19 protein-coding genes are annotated in these 15985 nt (G+C 69.9%); 12 read left to right on the top strand and 7 right to left on the bottom strand.

Features of this window, described 5'->3' with window-relative positions:
• The first annotated feature begins 9 nt into the window (after nt 1–9).
• The 4 genes from phnC to MAE01_RS04805 are packed head-to-tail and all read left to right on the top strand — an operon-like array spanning nt 10 to nt 3350.
• Nucleotides 10–834, top strand: a complete 825-nt coding sequence (gene phnC, locus MAE01_RS04790) for a phosphonate ABC transporter ATP-binding protein (RefSeq protein ID WP_147038404.1) — start codon at nt 10–12, stop codon at nt 832–834.
• Complete coding sequence (gene phnE / locus MAE01_RS04795) at nt 831–1640, top strand: phosphonate ABC transporter, permease protein PhnE (protein ID WP_147038405.1); 810 nt, start codon at nt 831–833, stop codon at nt 1638–1640. Before phnC ends, phnE (MAE01_RS04795) begins: the two co-directional genes overlap by 4 nt.
• A complete protein-coding gene (phnE, locus tag MAE01_RS04800) occupies nt 1637–2509 on the top strand; it encodes a phosphonate ABC transporter, permease protein PhnE (RefSeq protein ID WP_147038406.1) in 873 nt (290 codons plus the stop codon). Before phnE (MAE01_RS04795) ends, phnE (MAE01_RS04800) begins: the two co-directional genes overlap by 4 nt.
• Entirely contained in the window at nt 2490–3350 is an 861-nt protein-coding gene (locus MAE01_RS04805; protein ID WP_147038407.1) for a MurR/RpiR family transcriptional regulator, read from the top strand. The genes phnE (MAE01_RS04800) and MAE01_RS04805 overlap by 20 nt, the downstream gene beginning before the upstream one ends.
• Nucleotides 3351–3353: 3 nt before the next feature.
• Here MAE01_RS04805 and MAE01_RS04810 read toward each other — a convergent pair whose 3' ends face one another.
• The gene (locus tag MAE01_RS04810) at nt 3354–3890 is read right to left on the bottom strand and encodes a YbhB/YbcL family Raf kinase inhibitor-like protein (protein WP_147038408.1); all 537 of its coding nucleotides are present in this window, start codon (nt 3888–3890) and stop codon (nt 3354–3356) included.
• A gap of 83 nt (nt 3891–3973) precedes the next feature.
• Here MAE01_RS04810 and pyrE point away from each other — a divergent pair, with 83 nt between their 5' ends.
• From pyrE to MAE01_RS04825, 3 genes are all read left to right on the top strand, one after another.
• Nucleotides 3974–4531, top strand: a complete 558-nt coding sequence (pyrE, locus tag MAE01_RS04815) for an orotate phosphoribosyltransferase (protein ID WP_147038409.1) — start codon at nt 3974–3976, stop codon at nt 4529–4531.
• Nucleotides 4528–5430, top strand: a complete 903-nt coding sequence (locus MAE01_RS04820) for an ROK family protein (protein ID WP_147038410.1) — start codon at nt 4528–4530, stop codon at nt 5428–5430. The genes pyrE and MAE01_RS04820 overlap by 4 nt, the downstream gene beginning before the upstream one ends.
• A 116-nt stretch (nt 5431–5546) precedes the next feature.
• Nucleotides 5547–6707 (top strand): anhydro-N-acetylmuramic acid kinase, encoded by a 1161-nt coding sequence (locus MAE01_RS04825; protein ID WP_147038411.1) that lies wholly within the window; start codon nt 5547–5549, stop codon nt 6705–6707.
• 212 nt (nt 6708–6919) lie between these two features.
• Here MAE01_RS04825 and MAE01_RS15895 read toward each other — a convergent pair whose 3' ends face one another.
• From MAE01_RS15895 to MAE01_RS04840, 4 genes are read right to left on the bottom strand one after another with little or no spacing between them, the layout of a single operon-like run.
• Complete coding sequence (locus MAE01_RS15895; protein ID WP_186806120.1) at nt 6920–7078, bottom strand: hypothetical protein; 159 nt, start codon at nt 7076–7078, stop codon at nt 6920–6922.
• A complete protein-coding gene (locus MAE01_RS04830; protein WP_147038412.1) occupies nt 7075–7647 on the bottom strand; it encodes a YdeI/OmpD-associated family protein in 573 nt (190 codons plus the stop codon). The genes MAE01_RS15895 and MAE01_RS04830 overlap by 4 nt, the downstream gene beginning before the upstream one ends.
• A gap of 5 nt (nt 7648–7652) precedes the next feature.
• Nucleotides 7653–8453 (bottom strand): HAD-IIA family hydrolase, encoded by an 801-nt coding sequence (locus tag MAE01_RS04835; protein WP_147038413.1) that lies wholly within the window; start codon nt 8451–8453, stop codon nt 7653–7655.
• 41 nt (nt 8454–8494) lie between these two features.
• Complete coding sequence (locus MAE01_RS04840; protein WP_147038414.1) at nt 8495–9127, bottom strand: metal-dependent transcriptional regulator; 633 nt, start codon at nt 9125–9127, stop codon at nt 8495–8497.
• A 54-nt stretch (nt 9128–9181) separates the two neighbouring features.
• Between MAE01_RS04840 and MAE01_RS04845 the strand changes: the two genes are divergently transcribed.
• The 4 genes from MAE01_RS04845 (at nt 9182) to MAE01_RS04860 (ending at nt 12935) form a co-directional block, all read left to right on the top strand.
• Entirely contained in the window at nt 9182–9799 is a 618-nt protein-coding gene (locus MAE01_RS04845) for a TrmH family RNA methyltransferase (RefSeq protein WP_147038415.1), read from the top strand.
• Between the two features lie 52 nt (nt 9800–9851).
• Nucleotides 9852–11048 (top strand): sensor histidine kinase, encoded by a 1197-nt coding sequence (locus tag MAE01_RS04850; RefSeq protein ID WP_147038416.1) that lies wholly within the window; start codon nt 9852–9854, stop codon nt 11046–11048.
• A complete protein-coding gene (locus MAE01_RS04855) occupies nt 11045–11701 on the top strand; it encodes a response regulator (protein WP_147038417.1) in 657 nt (218 codons plus the stop codon). Before MAE01_RS04850 ends, MAE01_RS04855 begins: the two co-directional genes overlap by 4 nt.
• Before the next feature lie 94 nt (nt 11702–11795).
• Complete coding sequence (locus tag MAE01_RS04860) at nt 11796–12935, top strand: hypothetical protein (protein ID WP_147038418.1); 1140 nt, start codon at nt 11796–11798, stop codon at nt 12933–12935.
• Here the strand turns inward: MAE01_RS04860 and MAE01_RS04865 are convergent.
• Both MAE01_RS04865 and MAE01_RS04870 read right to left on the bottom strand, forming a co-directional pair.
• Nucleotides 12878–13771, bottom strand: coding sequence for a hypothetical protein (locus MAE01_RS04865; protein WP_147038419.1), 894 nt, complete (start codon nt 13769–13771; stop codon nt 12878–12880). The two genes, MAE01_RS04860 and MAE01_RS04865, sit on opposite strands and share 58 nt — an antisense overlap.
• 76 nt (nt 13772–13847) lie before the next feature.
• Nucleotides 13848–15173 carry an MATE family efflux transporter gene (locus tag MAE01_RS04870; RefSeq protein ID WP_147038420.1) on the bottom strand — a complete coding sequence of 442 codons (1326 nt, stop codon included), beginning with the start codon at nt 15171–15173 and terminating at the stop codon, nt 13848–13850.
• A gap of 160 nt (nt 15174–15333) precedes the next feature.
• On the opposite strand from MAE01_RS04870, the gene MAE01_RS04875 reads away from it, so the two are divergent.
• Nucleotides 15334–15876, top strand: a complete 543-nt coding sequence (locus MAE01_RS04875) for a DnaJ family domain-containing protein (RefSeq protein ID WP_147038421.1) — start codon at nt 15334–15336, stop codon at nt 15874–15876.
• Nucleotides 15877–15985 lie beyond the last annotated feature (109 nt).

Here is a 15985-nt window from a genome sequence, read left to right on the forward strand (position 1 = left end):
TCCGCTGGAATGCACGCTGATTCGCTCCGCGCGGAGGCCGGGACCCTGCTCCCGGCCTCCGCGTCGTGGTCGATCCGTCTCGACGACGTGTCGGTCACCTATCCCAACGGCACCCGCGCCCTCAGTGGCGTCTCGCTCGACATCGCCGCGGGTGAGATGGTGTCGATCGTCGGCCTGTCCGGTTCGGGCAAGTCGACGCTCATCCGCACGATCAACGGGCTCGTCCCCGCGACGTCGGGAACGGTCACCGTCGGTCCGCACACCGTGACCGGCATGCGCGGGCGCCGGTTGCGCGAGCTGCGCGGTCACATCGGCATGATCTTCCAGGGGTTCAACCTCGCAGACCGCGCGAACGTGTACCGCAACGTGCTCGTGGGCCGATTCGCGCACACGGCCACGTGGCGGACGCTGCTCGGGGTGACCAGCGCGCAGGACCGCGGGCTCGCGCTGCGCGCACTCGACGCGGTCGGGATGCTGGAGAAGGTGTGGAATCGCGCCGGCCAGCTCTCGGGCGGTCAGAAGCAGCGCGTCGCGATCGCCAGAGCCCTGACGCAGCAGCCGAGCGTCATGCTCGCCGACGAGCCGGTCGCGAGCCTCGACCCGCCCACCGCGCACGCCGTGATGCACGACCTCCGACGGGTCAATCGCGACGAGCAGCTCACCGTGCTCGTGAACATCCACCTGATGGATCTCGCGCGGCAGTACACCACCCGCATGATCGGGCTGCGTGCCGGCGAGGTCGTCTACGACGGGCCCGCAGGGGCCGCCACCGATCACGACTTCGAGCAGATCTACGGCCGACCGATCCAGCCGAGGGATGTGCTGGGCGCATGACGAGCCAGCCGCGGCCCCTCGTCGTTCCGGCCAAGCCCACCTCGCGGGTGCGCGCGACGCTCGTCGTCCTGGCGTTCGCCGCGTTCACCGTCGCCACCTGCATCCCGGCGATCGGCGGCATCGAACTCGACTTCGGTGCGCTCATCCGGAACTGGAGCAACGGCTCCGGGCTGCTGGCGCAGTTCCTCCAGCCCGATCTCGCGTTCCTGCCTCGCACGGTCGGACCGATGTTGGAGACGCTGCAGATGGCCGTCGTCGGCGCTGCGCTGGCAGCGGTCATCTCGGTTCCACTGACGCTGTGGGCGGCATCGCCGACGAACCCGCACGCGCCGACGCGGATCGCCGTGCGCACGATCATCAACGTCGTGCGGTCCGTTCCCGACCTCGTCTATGCGACCGTCCTCGTCGCCATGGTGGGTGTGGGCGCCCTTCCCGGGCTCATCACGCTGTTCCTGTTCGACCTCGGCATCATCGTCAAACTCGTCTCAGAGGCGATCGACTCCTCCGACCTGCCGGTCATCGAGGCGGGCCGGGCCGCGGGCGGGACGCAGACGCAGATCAACCGCCGCGTGGTCCTGCCGCAGACCTGGCCGCTGTTCGCAAACCAGTGGCTCTACACACTCGAGCTCAACGTGCGCATCTCCGCGATCCTCGGCATCGTCGGCGCCGGCGGCATCGGTCGACTGCTCGATGAGCGCCGCGCGTTCTACGCCTACGACGACGTCGCCGTGATCGTGCTGGAGATCCTCGTCGTGGTCGTGATCATCGAGATCTTCTCCAACCTCCTGCGGAGGCGTCTCGTATGAGCCTCCCGTCCTCCGCGCGCGCCATCGGACTGGATCTGCCGCGCCATCCGTCCCGCCTCGTTCCGACGGTCATCGCCGTCATCGTCGGCGTCGTGGTCCTCGGAGCCGCCGCCGCGCTCCCGATTCCGTGGGACGACCTCGGGTCGCTGCCCGGCCAGGTCGCGCACTACCTGGGGCTGATGTTCGCGGCCCCGAACTGGGAGATGCTCCCGCAGGCGCTGTTCGAGACGTGGCGCTCGATCTCGATGGCGTGGATCGGCGCGATCGGGTGCGTGATCGTGTCCATTCCGCTCGGGATGCTGGCGGCGACGGGCGTCGGACCGATCTGGGTCCGACTGCCGCTGCGCGGCCTGTTCGCGATCATCCGCGCCGTCCCCGAGGTGATCATCGCGTTGCTGCTGCTCACGGTCACCGGCCTGACGCCGTTCACCGGGGCGCTCGCATTGGCGATCGCCGGCATCGGCACGCAGGCCAAGTGGGTGTACGAGACGATCGAGTCTGTGCAGGAGGGGGCGTCGGAGGCGGTCAAGGCGGCCGGCGGCAACACGGCCGAGGTGACACGCTGGGCGCTGTGGCCTGCGGCGGCACCCGCGCTGCTGTCGTTCGCCCTGTACCGCTTCGAGATAAACATCCGCACCTCGGCGGTTCTGGGGCTCGTTGGCGCCGGCGGGATCGGCAGCATGCTCGCGAACTACACGAACTTCCGTCAGTGGGATACGGTCGGGATGCTGCTCATCGTGGTCGTGCTCGCGACCATGCTCATGGATGCCGTCTCGGGCGCCATCCGCCGGAGGATCATGCGCGGTCCGCGGGTGCGAGCGACCGCGACGCCGAGGGAGGAGCACACCGATGTGGCAAGGGTCAGTTGACGCACCGCCGACCACCCGCATCGCGATGCTCGCACCGTCGATGCAGCCCAGCGAGCGTCGCGTGGCCGAGGCGATCGCCGCCGATGCGGACGCGGCTATCGAGTGGACGGCGCAGGAGATCGCGGACACCGTGGGTGTCGGCCGGGCGACCGTGATCCGCACCGCGCAGACGCTCGGCTACGACGGCTACCCGCAGCTGCGGGTAGCGCTCGCCCGCGAACGGGCCACTGCCGCGCCGGTGCAGGAAGACTCCGCCGACCCGACGATGCTCGGAGCGCTGCGCGGTGCCGTCGACCGCTTCGCCGCCCGGCTCGCCCACACTGTCTCGGCGGTCACGGAGGAGACGCTGTCGGCGTTCGTGAACGAGCTCGATGTCTCGACGCGGCTCCTCGTCGCCGCGAACGGGCTGTCGGCACCGGTCGGCGCGGACCTCGCGATGCGACTGACCTCGGCGGGGCGCCCTGCGGAGTACGTGGCCGACACGCTCGGTCAGCAGATCACGGCGTCGCAGCTCGGGGCGGGATCCGCGTGCCTGGTCGTCTCGGGATCAGGCGTGAACCGCGCATCCATCGACGTCATCACGGCCGCGCGTGCGAGCGGCGCCCGGGTTCTGGCGATCACGTCGTTCCCGCGGTCGCCGGTGGCGGAGATCGCCGACACCGTGCTCGTCGTGGCTCCGATCAACGATTCGTTCCGCGACGAGCTGCTCTACACCTCGCGGGCGGCGCTGATGCTCGTCACGGAGTCCATCGTCGGGCTGCTCGTGCGCACGCGCGGGGAGAGCGCGACGGCGGCGCAGGTGGCCACGCTGTCGGTACTCGGCCACTCACTGACGGAATAGCCCTCAGCGCTCGGCCGGGTCCGCCGTCCCCATCAGGATGCCGCGAGCGATGGAGTGGAAATGCCGGTTGAAGCCGAGCACGGCCGGCGTGGAGCCTGGCGCGATCTCCAGAGCGTCGACGTCGAGCGCGTCGACGACGAAGAAGTAGCGGTGCACTCCGGTGCCCTCAGGCGGCGCGGCGCCGATGAAGCGCTCGGTGCGATTCTCGTTCGGCAGCACCGTGGCACCGGGCGGGAGCGCGGCGAGGTCGCCGATGCCGCTGGCGAGCGTCGTCGTGCCGGCCGGCAGGTTGTACGCCGCCCAGTGCCAGAAACCCGATCCGGTAGGAGCATCCGGATCGAAGCACGAGATCGCGATGCTCTTGGTTCCCGCCGGCGGCTGCGACCACTGCAGACCTGGCGACCGATCCTCACCGCCGCGCTTGGTCGCCCAGGCGAACAGCGGCAGCGGACCGCCGGGTTCGAAGTCGGGGCTGGTCAGCTCGAGCGGCGCGAAGTCGCGGAGCGTGGCCAATTCGGCATAGGGGTCGTACGAGAACATGAGCCTCCCTGCGTCGGTGTCCTGGCCACGTTAGGGCAATCTCCTATGCGGTCGAGTGGAAGCCGCGCCATACACTGGATGCCGTGACTCTCGACGCCGACCGCCGATCTCTGCTCGCCCTGATCAAGGACGAGGCGGTGTTCCACGGCGACTTCACCCTCTCGAGCGGCAAGAAGGCGACGTACTACGTCGACATGCGCAAGCTCACTCTCGACCACCGTGCCGCCCCCGCGATCGGCCGCATCATGCTCGACCTGATCGGTGACCTCGACGTCGTCGCGGTCGGCGGGCTCACCCTCGGCGCCGACCCGATCGCCAATTCGGTGATGCATGCGTCGGTCGCCACTGACCGTCCGCTGGACGCGTTCGTGGTGCGCAAGGAGCCCAAGGATCACGGCCGCGGCCGCCAGATCGAGGGTGCGGATGTCGCGGGCAAGCGCGTCGTCGTGCTGGAGGACACCTCCACCACCGGGCAATCCGCGCTCAAGGCCGTGGAGGCGCTGCGCCGCGAGGGCGCCGAGATCGTCGCTGTGGCCGTGATCGTCGATCGCAAGACCGGCGCCCAGGCCGCGATCGAGGCCGAGGGACTGCAGTGGCTCGCGGCGTTCGACCTCGACGACCTCGGACTCGACCCGCAGTGACCCGCTACGCGCTGGCCGTCGACGTCGGCGGTACGAAGCTCGAGGCGGCGCTCGTCACCGCCGACGGGGCCGTCGTCGACGGGTCTCGCAGCCGGCAGCCCACCGGTCGCGATGCGACGCCGTCCTCGATGGATGCCGCGATCCGCGCTGTCGTCGAGCACGCGCTCGCCGCGCTTCCCGTCGATGCCGAGTTCGCCGGTGCCGGGGTCGGCAGCGCAGGCCCCGTCGACCGTGACAGCGGCTCGATCCTCCCGGTCAACATGCCTCTCGCCCGCGGGTACGGACTGGCGGATGCTGTCCGCTCCGCGGCATCCGATGTTCTCGGCCGCGACGTCCGCACCGTCTTCGGACACGACGGCGGCGCGCTCGCGCTCGCCGAGTCCTGGCTTGGCGCGACGCGTGAGGCGCGCGCATCACTGTCGATCGTCGTCTCCACCGGCGTCGGCGGCGGATTCGTCGTCGGCGGTCAGTACGTCCCCGGGGCGTCGGGGAATGCCGGGCACCTCGGCCAGATGCGCCGTGAGGGCGGCCTGACGCTCGAGGAGATCGCATCCGGCCCGGCCAGCGCCTCGTGGGCGCAGTCGCAGGGCTGGACGGGAGCGACCGGCGAGGACCTGGCGCGGGATGCCGCAGCCGGTGACGCCGTCGCGCGCGCCGCGATCGAACGCTCTGCGCGTGCGGTGGGGGAGACCCTGGCGGATGCCGCGACCCTCGTCGACCTCGACATCATCGCGATCGGCGGCGGATTCTCCCGGGTGGCGGGCGACTACATCGACCTCGTGCAGCAGGCGCTGACGGCATCCGCCGCGCACGACTACTCGCGTGCGGCCCGCGTGGTGCGCTCGGGCCTCGGCGACGAGGGCCCGCTGATCGGAGCGGCTGCCTTCGTGCTGCGGTAGTCGGGCTGACACTTCGGGGGGACTCGGCGACGGATGTCGGATCACCTGCGGTGGATCGTCCGACATCTGTGCTGACGGCCCCCAGAGTGTCGCGCCGGACATCGTAGGCTCGAGTGATGCGCGTACTCGGTCTGCTCTCCGGCACCTCTCATGACGGGATCGACGTCACGGTCGTCGACTTCACGGAGAACGACGGGATGCTGCGCGGCGAGGTGCTGCACTCGGACAGCGTCCCGTACGCGCCGGAGCTGCGCGCGCGCCTGGTCGCGGCGCTCCCGCCCGCACCGACGACGCTCGCCGAGGTGTGCGAGCTCGACACCTTGATCGGGCAGGCATTTGCGGACGTGGCGCGGGATGCCGCAGCATCCGTCGGCGGCGTCGACGCGGTCTGCACGCACGGTCAGACCGTCTTCCACTGGGTCGAGGGCGATCACGCCCGCGGCACGCTGCAGATCGGTCAGCCGGCCTGGATCGCCGAGGCCGTCGGCGCTCCGGTCGTCTCGGACGTGCGGATCCGCGACATCACCGCAGGCGGCCACGGTGCGCCGCTCGTGTCGTTCCTCGACGAGCTACTGCTGCGCGGACGCGCCGGCATCTCGGCGGCGCTGAACCTCGGGGGCATCGCGAACATCACGATCGTCGGGGAGGGGCTCTCCGCCTACGACATCGGCCCGGCGAACGCACTCGTCGATGCGATCATCGCGGCGTACGGCCTCAACCCGCTCGGCTACGACGAGGACGCCCGCATCGCACGCGCGGGCTCGGTAGACGACGATCTGCTGCGTGCGCTGCTGGCCGACCCGTACTACGCCCTCGCCGCGCCGAAGAGCACGGGCAAGGAGCACTTCCACCTCGACTACGTGCGGTCTCAGGTGGCCGGTCTCGGACGCGACATCCCGGTCGCCGATCTGGTGCGAACGCTCACCGAGCTGACCGTCCGTACCGTGGCGCAGGACGTGCGGAATGCAGGAGTCGGGTTCCTCGCGGTGTCGGGCGGCGGATGTCACAACCCGCTGATCATGGACGGACTCCGCGCCGCACTTCCGGACACCGAGGTCGTCCTCGCCGATGAGCTCGGCGCGTCGGCCGATGCGAAGGAGGCGATCCTGTTCGCGCTCATCGGCTGGTGCACGATGCACGGGGTCGCCGCGGTCGTCCCCGGCGGAACCGGGGCGCGCGAGCCGCGCATCCTCGGCACGATCACGCCCGGCGCCGGCCCGCTGCGGATGCCGGATCCCGTCGCCGAGCTCCGCAGCCTCGTGCTCACCGCCCGCTGAGCCGCGGCATCCCGTCGGCTCAGCCGAGGCATCCCGTCGGCAGGTGGTCGAAGTTGTCGCGCGGAGTGCGCTCGAGCGGCACGAAGCGACACCTCCCGAGCCGATTGCGTCAGCCGTACGCGGGCAGGTGGTTCTTCGTGCCGCTCAAGCCACCACCGAGCGGCAGGAAGCGCCACCTCCCGCGCCGGCCAGCTGAGCGTTGCAGCGACCGCTCAGCGCTTGTCGTCGTCCCAGGGGCCTTCCCACCAGTTGCCCGAGTGGCCGTCGTCGCGTCCGCCGCGGCGGGATCGCACGAGCTGCCAGACGATGACCGTCAGCGTTGACAGTCCGATGAGGATCATCACGAGGAACAGCACGTCGCTCTGGTTCATGGGCGCTTCCCGTCCGCGGCATCCGCGACGATCTTCGCGATGCGGGCCGCCCTCGTCTCCGGTCGCTTCGCCGTCGCGATGTGCGTCAACCCGAACTTCTTCACCGACTTCGGGAAGGCGTCCCAGTTCGCGCGCGCTGCGGGGGCGGCATCCAGCGCTGCAGTGAGCTCGGGAGGCTCGATCCCGGCTTCGGGGCCGTCGAGCATCTCCCAGGTGCCGTTGGCCTTCGCGACCTCGATCGCGCGGATGCCGGCCGGCGCCAGCATCCCGTCCTTCTCGAGCTGAGCCAGTCGTGCCTTGTTTGTCGCAGCCCACCCGCTCGACGGACGCCGCGGCGAGAACCACTGCCCGTGGCCCTCCGGGAACGTGCGCACCGGCCCGTCGATCCATCCGAAGCACAGCGCCTGCCGAACGGAATCCTCGTACTCGAGCGACGAATCGCCTCCCGCGCCGCCGCGCACGTTCAGCACCCACACGCCTGCGGCCGTGGCGTGATGCGCTTCGAGCCAGGCGCGCCAGGACGCGGCATCCGCCAGCGTGATCCGCTCGCCGTCGTCGAGAACGCCCATCAGCTTCAGACCGTCTTGATGGTTCCGGTGATCGTGGGCAGCAGATCGGCGACGGAGTCGACGATCTCATCCGGCCGGAACGGGTACTTCGCGATCTCGCGCTGGTCGCTGATCCCGGTGAGCACGAGCACCGTGTGCAGGCCAGCCTCGATGCCGGCGACGATGTCGGTGTCCATGCGGTCGCCGATCATTCCGGTCTTCTTCGAGTGCGCGCCGATCTTGTTCAGGGCCGACCGGAACATCATCGGGTTCGGCTTGCCGACCACGTACGGCTCGCGTCCGGTCGCCTTCGTGATGAGCGCCGCGACCGCGCCGGTCGCGGGCAGCGGACCCTCGACGCTCGGGCCGGTGGCATCCGGGTTGGTGATGATGAAGCGCGCACCCCTGTTGATCAGGCGGATCGCCTTGGTGATCGCCTCGAACGAGTACGTGCGCGTCTCGCCGACCACGACGAAGTCGGGGTTCGTCTCGGTCATCACAAAACCTGCGTCGTGCAGGGCGGTGAGGATGCCGGCCTCGCCGATGACGAACGCCGAACCGCCCGGCACCTGCTGCTTGAGGAAGTCCGCCGTCGCCAGAGCCGAGGTCCAGATGCGCTCCTCGGGCACGCTCAGCCCGCTCGCGCGGAGACGCGCGGAAAGGTCGCGCGCGGTGAAGATCGAGTTGTTCGTCAGCACGAGATACGGGATGCCGTTCGCCTCCCACCCGGCGAGCATCTCGGATGCTCCGGGGATGGCGTCGTTCTCATGGACCAGCACGCCGTCCATGTCGGTGAGCCAGCATTCGATGTCATCGCGGTGTGCCATGTGCTCAGCCTATTGGTCGGCGCCGACCTCCACCGCGGATGCTACGCGCTGAGCCAGACGACGTCGGACGCGCCGTCCGGGAGGATGACGGGAGCGCCGTCGAGCTCGATGCCGTCGGCGGTCACGCGCACCTCGGATGAGACCGCCAGACCGAGCGCGTCGAGCGCACGCAGCAGCTCCGGGTCGACGTCGCTCACCCTCAGCACGCGACCCCGATGACCCGCCGCCGCGGCGGCGAGCAGCACGAACGGTTCGCGCTCGACCTCGCCGTCGGCATCCGGGATCGCGTCGCCATGCGGGTCGAAACGAGGGTGGCCGAGGCGGGCGTCGATGCCCGCCAGAAGCCGGTCACTGATGGTGTGCTCGAGGATCTCGGCCTCGTCGTGCACCTCGTCCCACGCGTAGCCGAACTCCCGCACCAGCCAGGTCTCGATCAGCCGGTGCCGGCGGACCATCGCGAGCGCCCGCGCCTCACCCTCGGCCGTCAGCCGCACCGCGCCGTACGGCACGTGCGAGACGAGGCCGGCGGCAGCGAGCTTCTTGACCATTTCGGTCACGCTCGACGGCGCGATGCCGAGCTTGCCGGCGAGAACCGACGGGGTGATCGGGGCGTCCTGCCACTCGGTGTGCGCGTACACCGTCTTCAGATAGTCGTCAGCTGCGGGGGATGCCACGGCTCCAGACTACGCGGGGCGGCCGGCGGCGACCGGCCCGGCTACGCTGACACAGTGACCGAGACCCCCGAGCGCAGCACTCACGGACTGGGACCCTGGGAGGGCGAATGGCCCGTCGGTGACCAGTACGACCCCGAGCTGCTCGAGCACGGGGACACCCGCAACGTCATCGATCGGTACCGCTACTGGCGCATGGACGCGATCGTCGCCGACCTCGACACCAAGCGGCATCCGTTCCACGTCGCGATCGAGAACTGGCAGCACGACATGAACATCGGGTCGATCGTGCGCAGCGCCAACGCGTTCCTCGCCGACACCGTCCACATCATCGGCCGTCGCCGGTGGAACAGACGCGGTGCCATGGTCACCGACCGCTATCAGCACATCGTCCACCATGAGGACGTCGCCTCGTTCGCCGCGTGGGCCGCAGCGGAAGGCATCCCGATCATCGCAGTGGACAACGTCGATGGCGCCGTCCCTGTCGACAAGGCCGATCTGCCGGAGCGGTGCGTGCTGCTGTTCGGGCAGGAGGGGCCGGGGCTCACCGATGAGGCGATCGCTGCGGCATCCGGGCATATCGAGATCACCCAGTACGGGTCGACCAGGTCGATCAACGCGAGCGCAGCGGGCGCCGTGATCATGTACGAGTGGTGCCGGCGGTACGCGGGCTGAATCACCCGCACGGGCGATTTCCCGGGCGAGCCGCCTGTGACACGATGGGCGCGTGCCTGAGACGAGGAGCGCGGCCGGCGGCGGATGGCGGAGCATCGGCCGCCCCGACGTGCTGCTCGCCGCGGCGCTGACGATCGTGCTGCTCCCGTCGAGCCTCCTCGCTCTCGTGCAGGGGGAGCGGCCGGCGGGCACGCCGCTCGTTCTCACGCTCACGCTGCTGTTCGCCGTGCTGCACGCGCTGTCGTTCGTGGCGGTACGGTTACCGCTGGCGGCATTCGCCGTTGCGAGCGGCGTCATGGTCGCGCTCGCCGTCCTGCCCGGTGCGGACGGCGTCCCGGCCGCGATGTATCCGTCGTCCGCGGCGTACCTGCTCTGCCTCGCCCAGGTCGTCATCCAGCGCAGTCGACTGCTCGGCCTCGGCGCGCTCGCAGTCGGCGTGCTCGGCGCGGTCATCATCACGGTGCGGGCGATGGCCGGCTTCGAACCGCAGGTGGTGTGGGGCATGCTCGTCGGCCTGATCGCCCTCGTCTGCGTCGCGTGGGTGATCGGGATGCTGCAGTTACTGCGCCGCCAGCATGCGGATGATCGCGACCGGGCGCGCGTGCAGCAGGCGATCGCCGAGGAACGGATGCGTATCAATCGCGATCTGCACGATGTGGTCGCCCACTCGATGACGGTGATGATCGCGCAGGCCGAGGTCGGCCGTGCGTATGTGCGCGATGACCCCGAGGCGAGTGCACGGGCGATGTCTGTGGTCGTCGACACGGGGCGTGACGCCCTGCGTGGGATGCGCGGCATAGTGGGAGTGGAGGCGGATGCTCCGCGAGAGCCGGTTCCTGAGATCGATGTGATCTCCGCCGATGTCGAGGGTGTCCGCAGCATCGAGACCGCAGCGGCGTTCGTCGAGGAGGGGAAGCGCGGAGAGCTCGACGCCGCGGCGCGAATCGCCCTGCGTCACGCGGTTCGCGAGGCGCTCACCAACGCGATCCGGCACACGGCGGCGCCGCGGCGCATCGAGGTACGGATGCAGTGGTCTCCCGAACACGTCGAGACCACCGTGATCGACGATGGTGGGGCCGGCGCGGGCGACGAGAGCCCTGGCGCAGGGATCGGACTCATCGGCATGGCAGAGCGGGTGCGCAGCGTCGGCGGGACGACCACAGCGCTGCCGGCCGAACCGGCCGGATGGATCGTGCGGATCGAGCTGCCACGAATTCATGCCGACACGCGAATGGACGGAACGACATGAGTGTCCGTGTGCTGCTGGCCGACGATCAGGCCCTTTTCCGCGAGGCGGTGGGGGCCATGCTCGCACGTGACGCGCGCCTCGAGATCGTCGGATCCGTCGCCTCGGGTGACGAAGCGATCGCGTTCGTCCGCGCCCACACCGTCGACGTCGTCCTCATGGACATCAGGATGCCGGGAACCGACGGCATCGCGGCGACGAGACAGGTGCTTCGGCTTCGATCGCAGACGCGGGTGCTGGTACTGACCACTTTCGACCTCGACGAGTACGTGTTCGGGGCGGTGCGCGAGGGCGCCAGCGGGTTCCTGACGAAGGACGCCACGCCGCAGGCGCTCGCCGACGCGATCGTGGCCGTCGCCGCGGGGGAGTCCGTCATGTCAGCGAGGGCGACGCAGGCGCTGCTCGGGTTCGTGCGAGAAGGGGCCCCTGCTGCGGATGTGGGCGGGGCGCTCGATGTGCTCAGCCCCCGCGAGCAGGAGGTCGCACGGATGCTCGCGACCGGAGCATCCAACGACGTCATCGCACGGCGATTGTTCCTGTCGGAGAACACCGTGAAGACGCACGTGAAGGCGGTGCTCGCGAAGCTCGGCCTGCCCGACCGCATCCATGTCGTCATCTGGGCGTACGAGCGCGGAGTCCTGCGTCCGCAGGCGTGATCCTGCCGACCAATGGATACTCACTCGTGCGGGTGAGGGAGACCACCACCGAGGGCGATGCCGGGGCACGGGGCCTGTTCATACCGTGGAAGGCATGAACACAAGAAAACGACTCACCCTGAGTCTCGTCATCGTCTTCAGCTCAGCGCTGCTGGCCGTGGTCAGCGCACTTCGGATGGTCGCTCCCGCCGTGCTCGACGGGCTGGACACGCTCGGGCCGGGCCTCGCGGAACGTGTGCTCCCCGACGCCGTCTGCGCGGCGATCGGTCTCGCCGCGGGTCTCAGCGGCGTGGTCATCGGCCTGCTCTCCCGGAGAGCGTCATCGTCACCGATGCTTCGGTCGGCCGCGATCGTCGTGACCGCGGTCACGATTCCACTCATACCGGGCGGCATGATTCCCGTCGCCGGATACACGTTCGCGATGGTCGTGATCGTCGGAGTCGTGGTCCTTGCCGCGCTGCTCGTGCGGCGGCACCTGTGGTGGGGGCTGGCGGCGATCGCCGTTCTCGTCGGTATCTTGACCTGGGCGGTCGTCCGTCTGCACGGAGCGGAGCTGGCCGGCACGTTCCTCGCCTCCCTCGTGACAATACTTCCGGGTGCGCTGCTGGCTGCCGCACACCTGATCCTGGTCGTCGCACTGATCGCGTGGGTGCTTGCGGGTTCGGGCGAGCGTCGAGGCGTCACCGCGTCGTGGGTGCTGCGCCACCGCACACCCATCACGATCGTGGCAGCGTGCTGTGCGCTGCCGTACACGGTCGCACGGGCGAGCTGGCTGACGCCATGGCCACTGCTGGCGCCGAGCGACGTGAACCTCGCTGACTTGCCGATGGTGCTGCTCACCGGGCTCAGCCTCGGCGCGGCCATGCTCGCCGGCGGTGTCCTGACGCTCGGGCTCATCCTGCCATGGGGGCGGCACTTCCCGCGATGGATGGGCGGACTCGGCGGGCGCGCAGTGCCGGTGCCTCTCGCCGTCGTGCCGGCATCCATCGTCGCGGCACTGTTCACGGTCGGGGGTGCCGATCTGGTGCTGTCGGTGCTCGATGGAGAGATCGGTGACGGCAGTCTCGCGCAGATCCTCGAGCTCGCGCTCGTCTTCCCGTTCTGGCTGTGGGGTCCGCTGCTGGGGCTGGCCGCCTGGGGCTACGTGATGGACCGGCGGGACGCCTCAGTCCCGGATCAGTTCACGCGGCCTGAGACCGCGAGTTCTGAACCGGTCGTGACGCGCAGATCGTGAATGCGGACGGAGGTCGCGCCTCCCTCGGCGCCGATCACGCCGTTCAGGTCGTAGGGCTTGCCGACGATCTCGCGGATGGGCTTGCGTGCGAACCGCAGCGCCACCGCGACGAGGGGATTGCGACTGCCGAGCGTGAACTCGTGCACGGTGATCACGGCATCCCGGCTGATCTGGACACGGGCGTTCGCGCGGGCCGACGCGACGAGCAGCTTCCATCGCCCTCCGGCGTATGCCGTGACCTGGATGCCGTCGCTTCCGTCGCTCGCGGCATCGAGCTTCACGCGGCCGAGGCGGACGCCGATCTCAGCCAGGGCCGGGCGCAGGAGCGAGGTGGCCAGCGGAACGAGATCCTTGGTCCTGATCGAAGCGGAGAAGGTTCCGCGCGCCGGGCCCACGTCGTCCGGGATTGTGAGCGAGTGGATGCTCTCGGCATGTCTCGGATCAGCGGGCTCCGCGAACGTCTGCCAGAGGATCGGCAGGTCGAATGCCTGCACGTCGATGTTCACGTCGGTCCGCTCGATGCGGATCGGCGCGGCTCGAACCCGGAGCTCTCGCAGTGTTCCGGGCTCTTCGTGGATCGGGTGTGGCTCGTGGCGATCGGCCGCTGCTTCGTCGCGCGCGGCGAGGTCGGGCGATGCGCGCCAGTCGAACTCGAGGCGCACTCGTGTGGCATCGAAGGCGAGGTGCCGCAGGTCGGTGCCTTCGAGATCGGCTGTAATCTTGACGTCGTCGAGTCCCTTGACGGTTGCCCCGCGGGAGTCGGCGAGGTCCGCGTGCAGGGTCGCCCGCAGCCAGCGCAGGACGGTCGCCGAGTCGCCAGGCCAGGATGTCGTCATGGTGACCATCTTGTCGCACGGGTCGAGCGGCTCAGTCCCGCTGGAAGGCGCGAACTTCGACGCGGACAGCAGCGCGCTACGCGTCCTGCCGCAGCCACCCGCCGGTCTTGACGCGCCATCCGAGGGTCGCGAACCGGGCGAGCAGATACACGCCGAAGAACGCGACGGCGAGCCAGGTGACTCCGGCGGTGCCGTCCACGCCGACCAGCGCGATGATCAGCAGCGTCGGGAGGAACGGCACGAGATTCAGCCCGCCCGCGATCGCCAGGTACCGCACATCGCCCGACCCCATCAGCACCCCGTCGAGCACGAACACGATGCCGGCGATCGGTTGCGCGACGGCGAGAACGATGAGTGCCGGCTGGATTAGCGCGGCAAGTGCGGGATCGCCGGTGAATACGAGGCCGATGACGCCGGAGAGTGCCCCGATCACGACGCCGACGATCACGCCGAACCAGGCGCCCCACGCGACGGTCCGCGCGAGCACGTGCTTGACGCCGGCGATGTCGCCTGCGCCCAGGCCCTTGCCGATGAGCGCCTGCGCGGCGATGGCGAGAGCATCCAGCGCGAATGCCGCGGCCGAGAAGATCGTGAACACGACCTGCCAGCCGGCGAGTTCCTCTGTTCCGATGCCGGTCGCTATGCCGACCGTGATCAGCAGGGCCGCGCGCAGGCTCACAGTGCGCAGGAACAACCACCCGCCGGAGCGTGCCGATCCGCGTACGCCGTCGCGCTGCGGCCGCACCGATGCCGCGTGCTTGCGGGCCAGCCGCCCGACGATGATCACGTAGGCGGCGACCATGCCCCACTGCGCGGTGATCGTGCCTGCGGCCGACCCGGCGATGCCCCACCCGAAGCCGTAGATGAATACAACGTTCAGCAGCGCGTTCGCGCCGAACCCGAGCCCCGCGATCCACAGCGGTGTCACGGTGTCCTGCATGCCGCGCAGCAGACCGGTCGCGGCGAACACGATGAGCATGGCGGGCAGGCCCCACATGCTGATCATCAGGTACGTGTCAGCCTGCTCTGCGACCTCAGCGGGCGCGCCGAACAACGACACCAGCCACCCCGACGACATCGCTCCGACGACGGCGAGCACGGCGCCGAGTCCCAGCGCGAGCCACATTCCGTCGATGCCGACCGAGACGGCATCCTTGTGGTCGCCGGCCCCGAACCGCCGAGCGACGGCGGGCGTGGTCGAGTACGCGAGGAAGATCATCAGGCCGACGATCGTCTGCAGCACCGCGCTCGCGATGCCGAGTCCCGCGAGCGGCACCGTGCCGAGATGGCCGACGAGGGCGGCATCCACCATCAGGAAGGCGGGCTCTGCGACCAGCGCGCCGAGCGCCGGGACCGCGAGGCGCAGGATCTCCCGATTCAGGGTCACGGGGCGCGCGGTCATCACTCGAGCCTATGGCGTGCCGGCGGGGCCGGCGTGCGGTGATGCCGGATGCTTTCGGTCGGTCTCGTGTGCCGGAGAAGCGACCGAAACATCCCGCATGGGCCGAGCCCGGCGTCGAGCCGGCGCGTAGGCTGGGCGCACCGGCATCCGGAGGTGGACTATGACTGATCCCCGAGACGCCGCGGCCCGCTATCGGGCGCGGCAGGACGGCGAGCCGGATGCCGAGAACGAACAGGCTCCGACGCAGCTCACCGCCGAGAACAAGCACCAGTTCGTCGAGACCGCGATTCAGATAGCCATCCGCCGCGGCGAGTTCGACGATCTGCCCGGCGCGGGCAAGCCGCTGGAGAATCTCGGCACGCACCACGACCCGGACTGGTGGATCCGCCGCAAGATCGAGACCGAGAACATCACCGGGCTCGGCCCGCCCGCGATCCTGCTGCGCACCGAGGACCGCGAGCTCGACGCCAACCTCGACCGGCTCGGACGGGAGAGCGACGTCGGCGAGGTGCTCGAGGATTTCAATCGCCGCGTGATCGCCGCCCGCCGCCAGCTGATGGGCGGACCGCCGGTGGTCACCAGGACGCGAGACGTGGATGCCGAGATCACCGCGTGGCGGGAGCGGCGCGCAGCACGCATCGCCGAGGCGCCCGCGGAAACCGAGCCGCCGCCTCGGCGCCGCCTCTTCCGCCGCCGCGGCTAAGCGCCCCGCTGCCCAGGCTGTATGAGTTGTGCCGGTTCTGCCGCGGGCGCAACCGACGCAAAGCATCCCGCATCGTGGGCCGGCGGCCCGACCCGCGCATAGGCTGGCG

Origin of the sequence: Microbacterium aerolatum, assembly GCF_007988825.1 — a bacterium.
In the GTDB taxonomy this organism is placed as follows: Bacteria; Actinomycetota; Actinomycetes; order Actinomycetales; family Microbacteriaceae; genus Microbacterium; species Microbacterium aerolatum.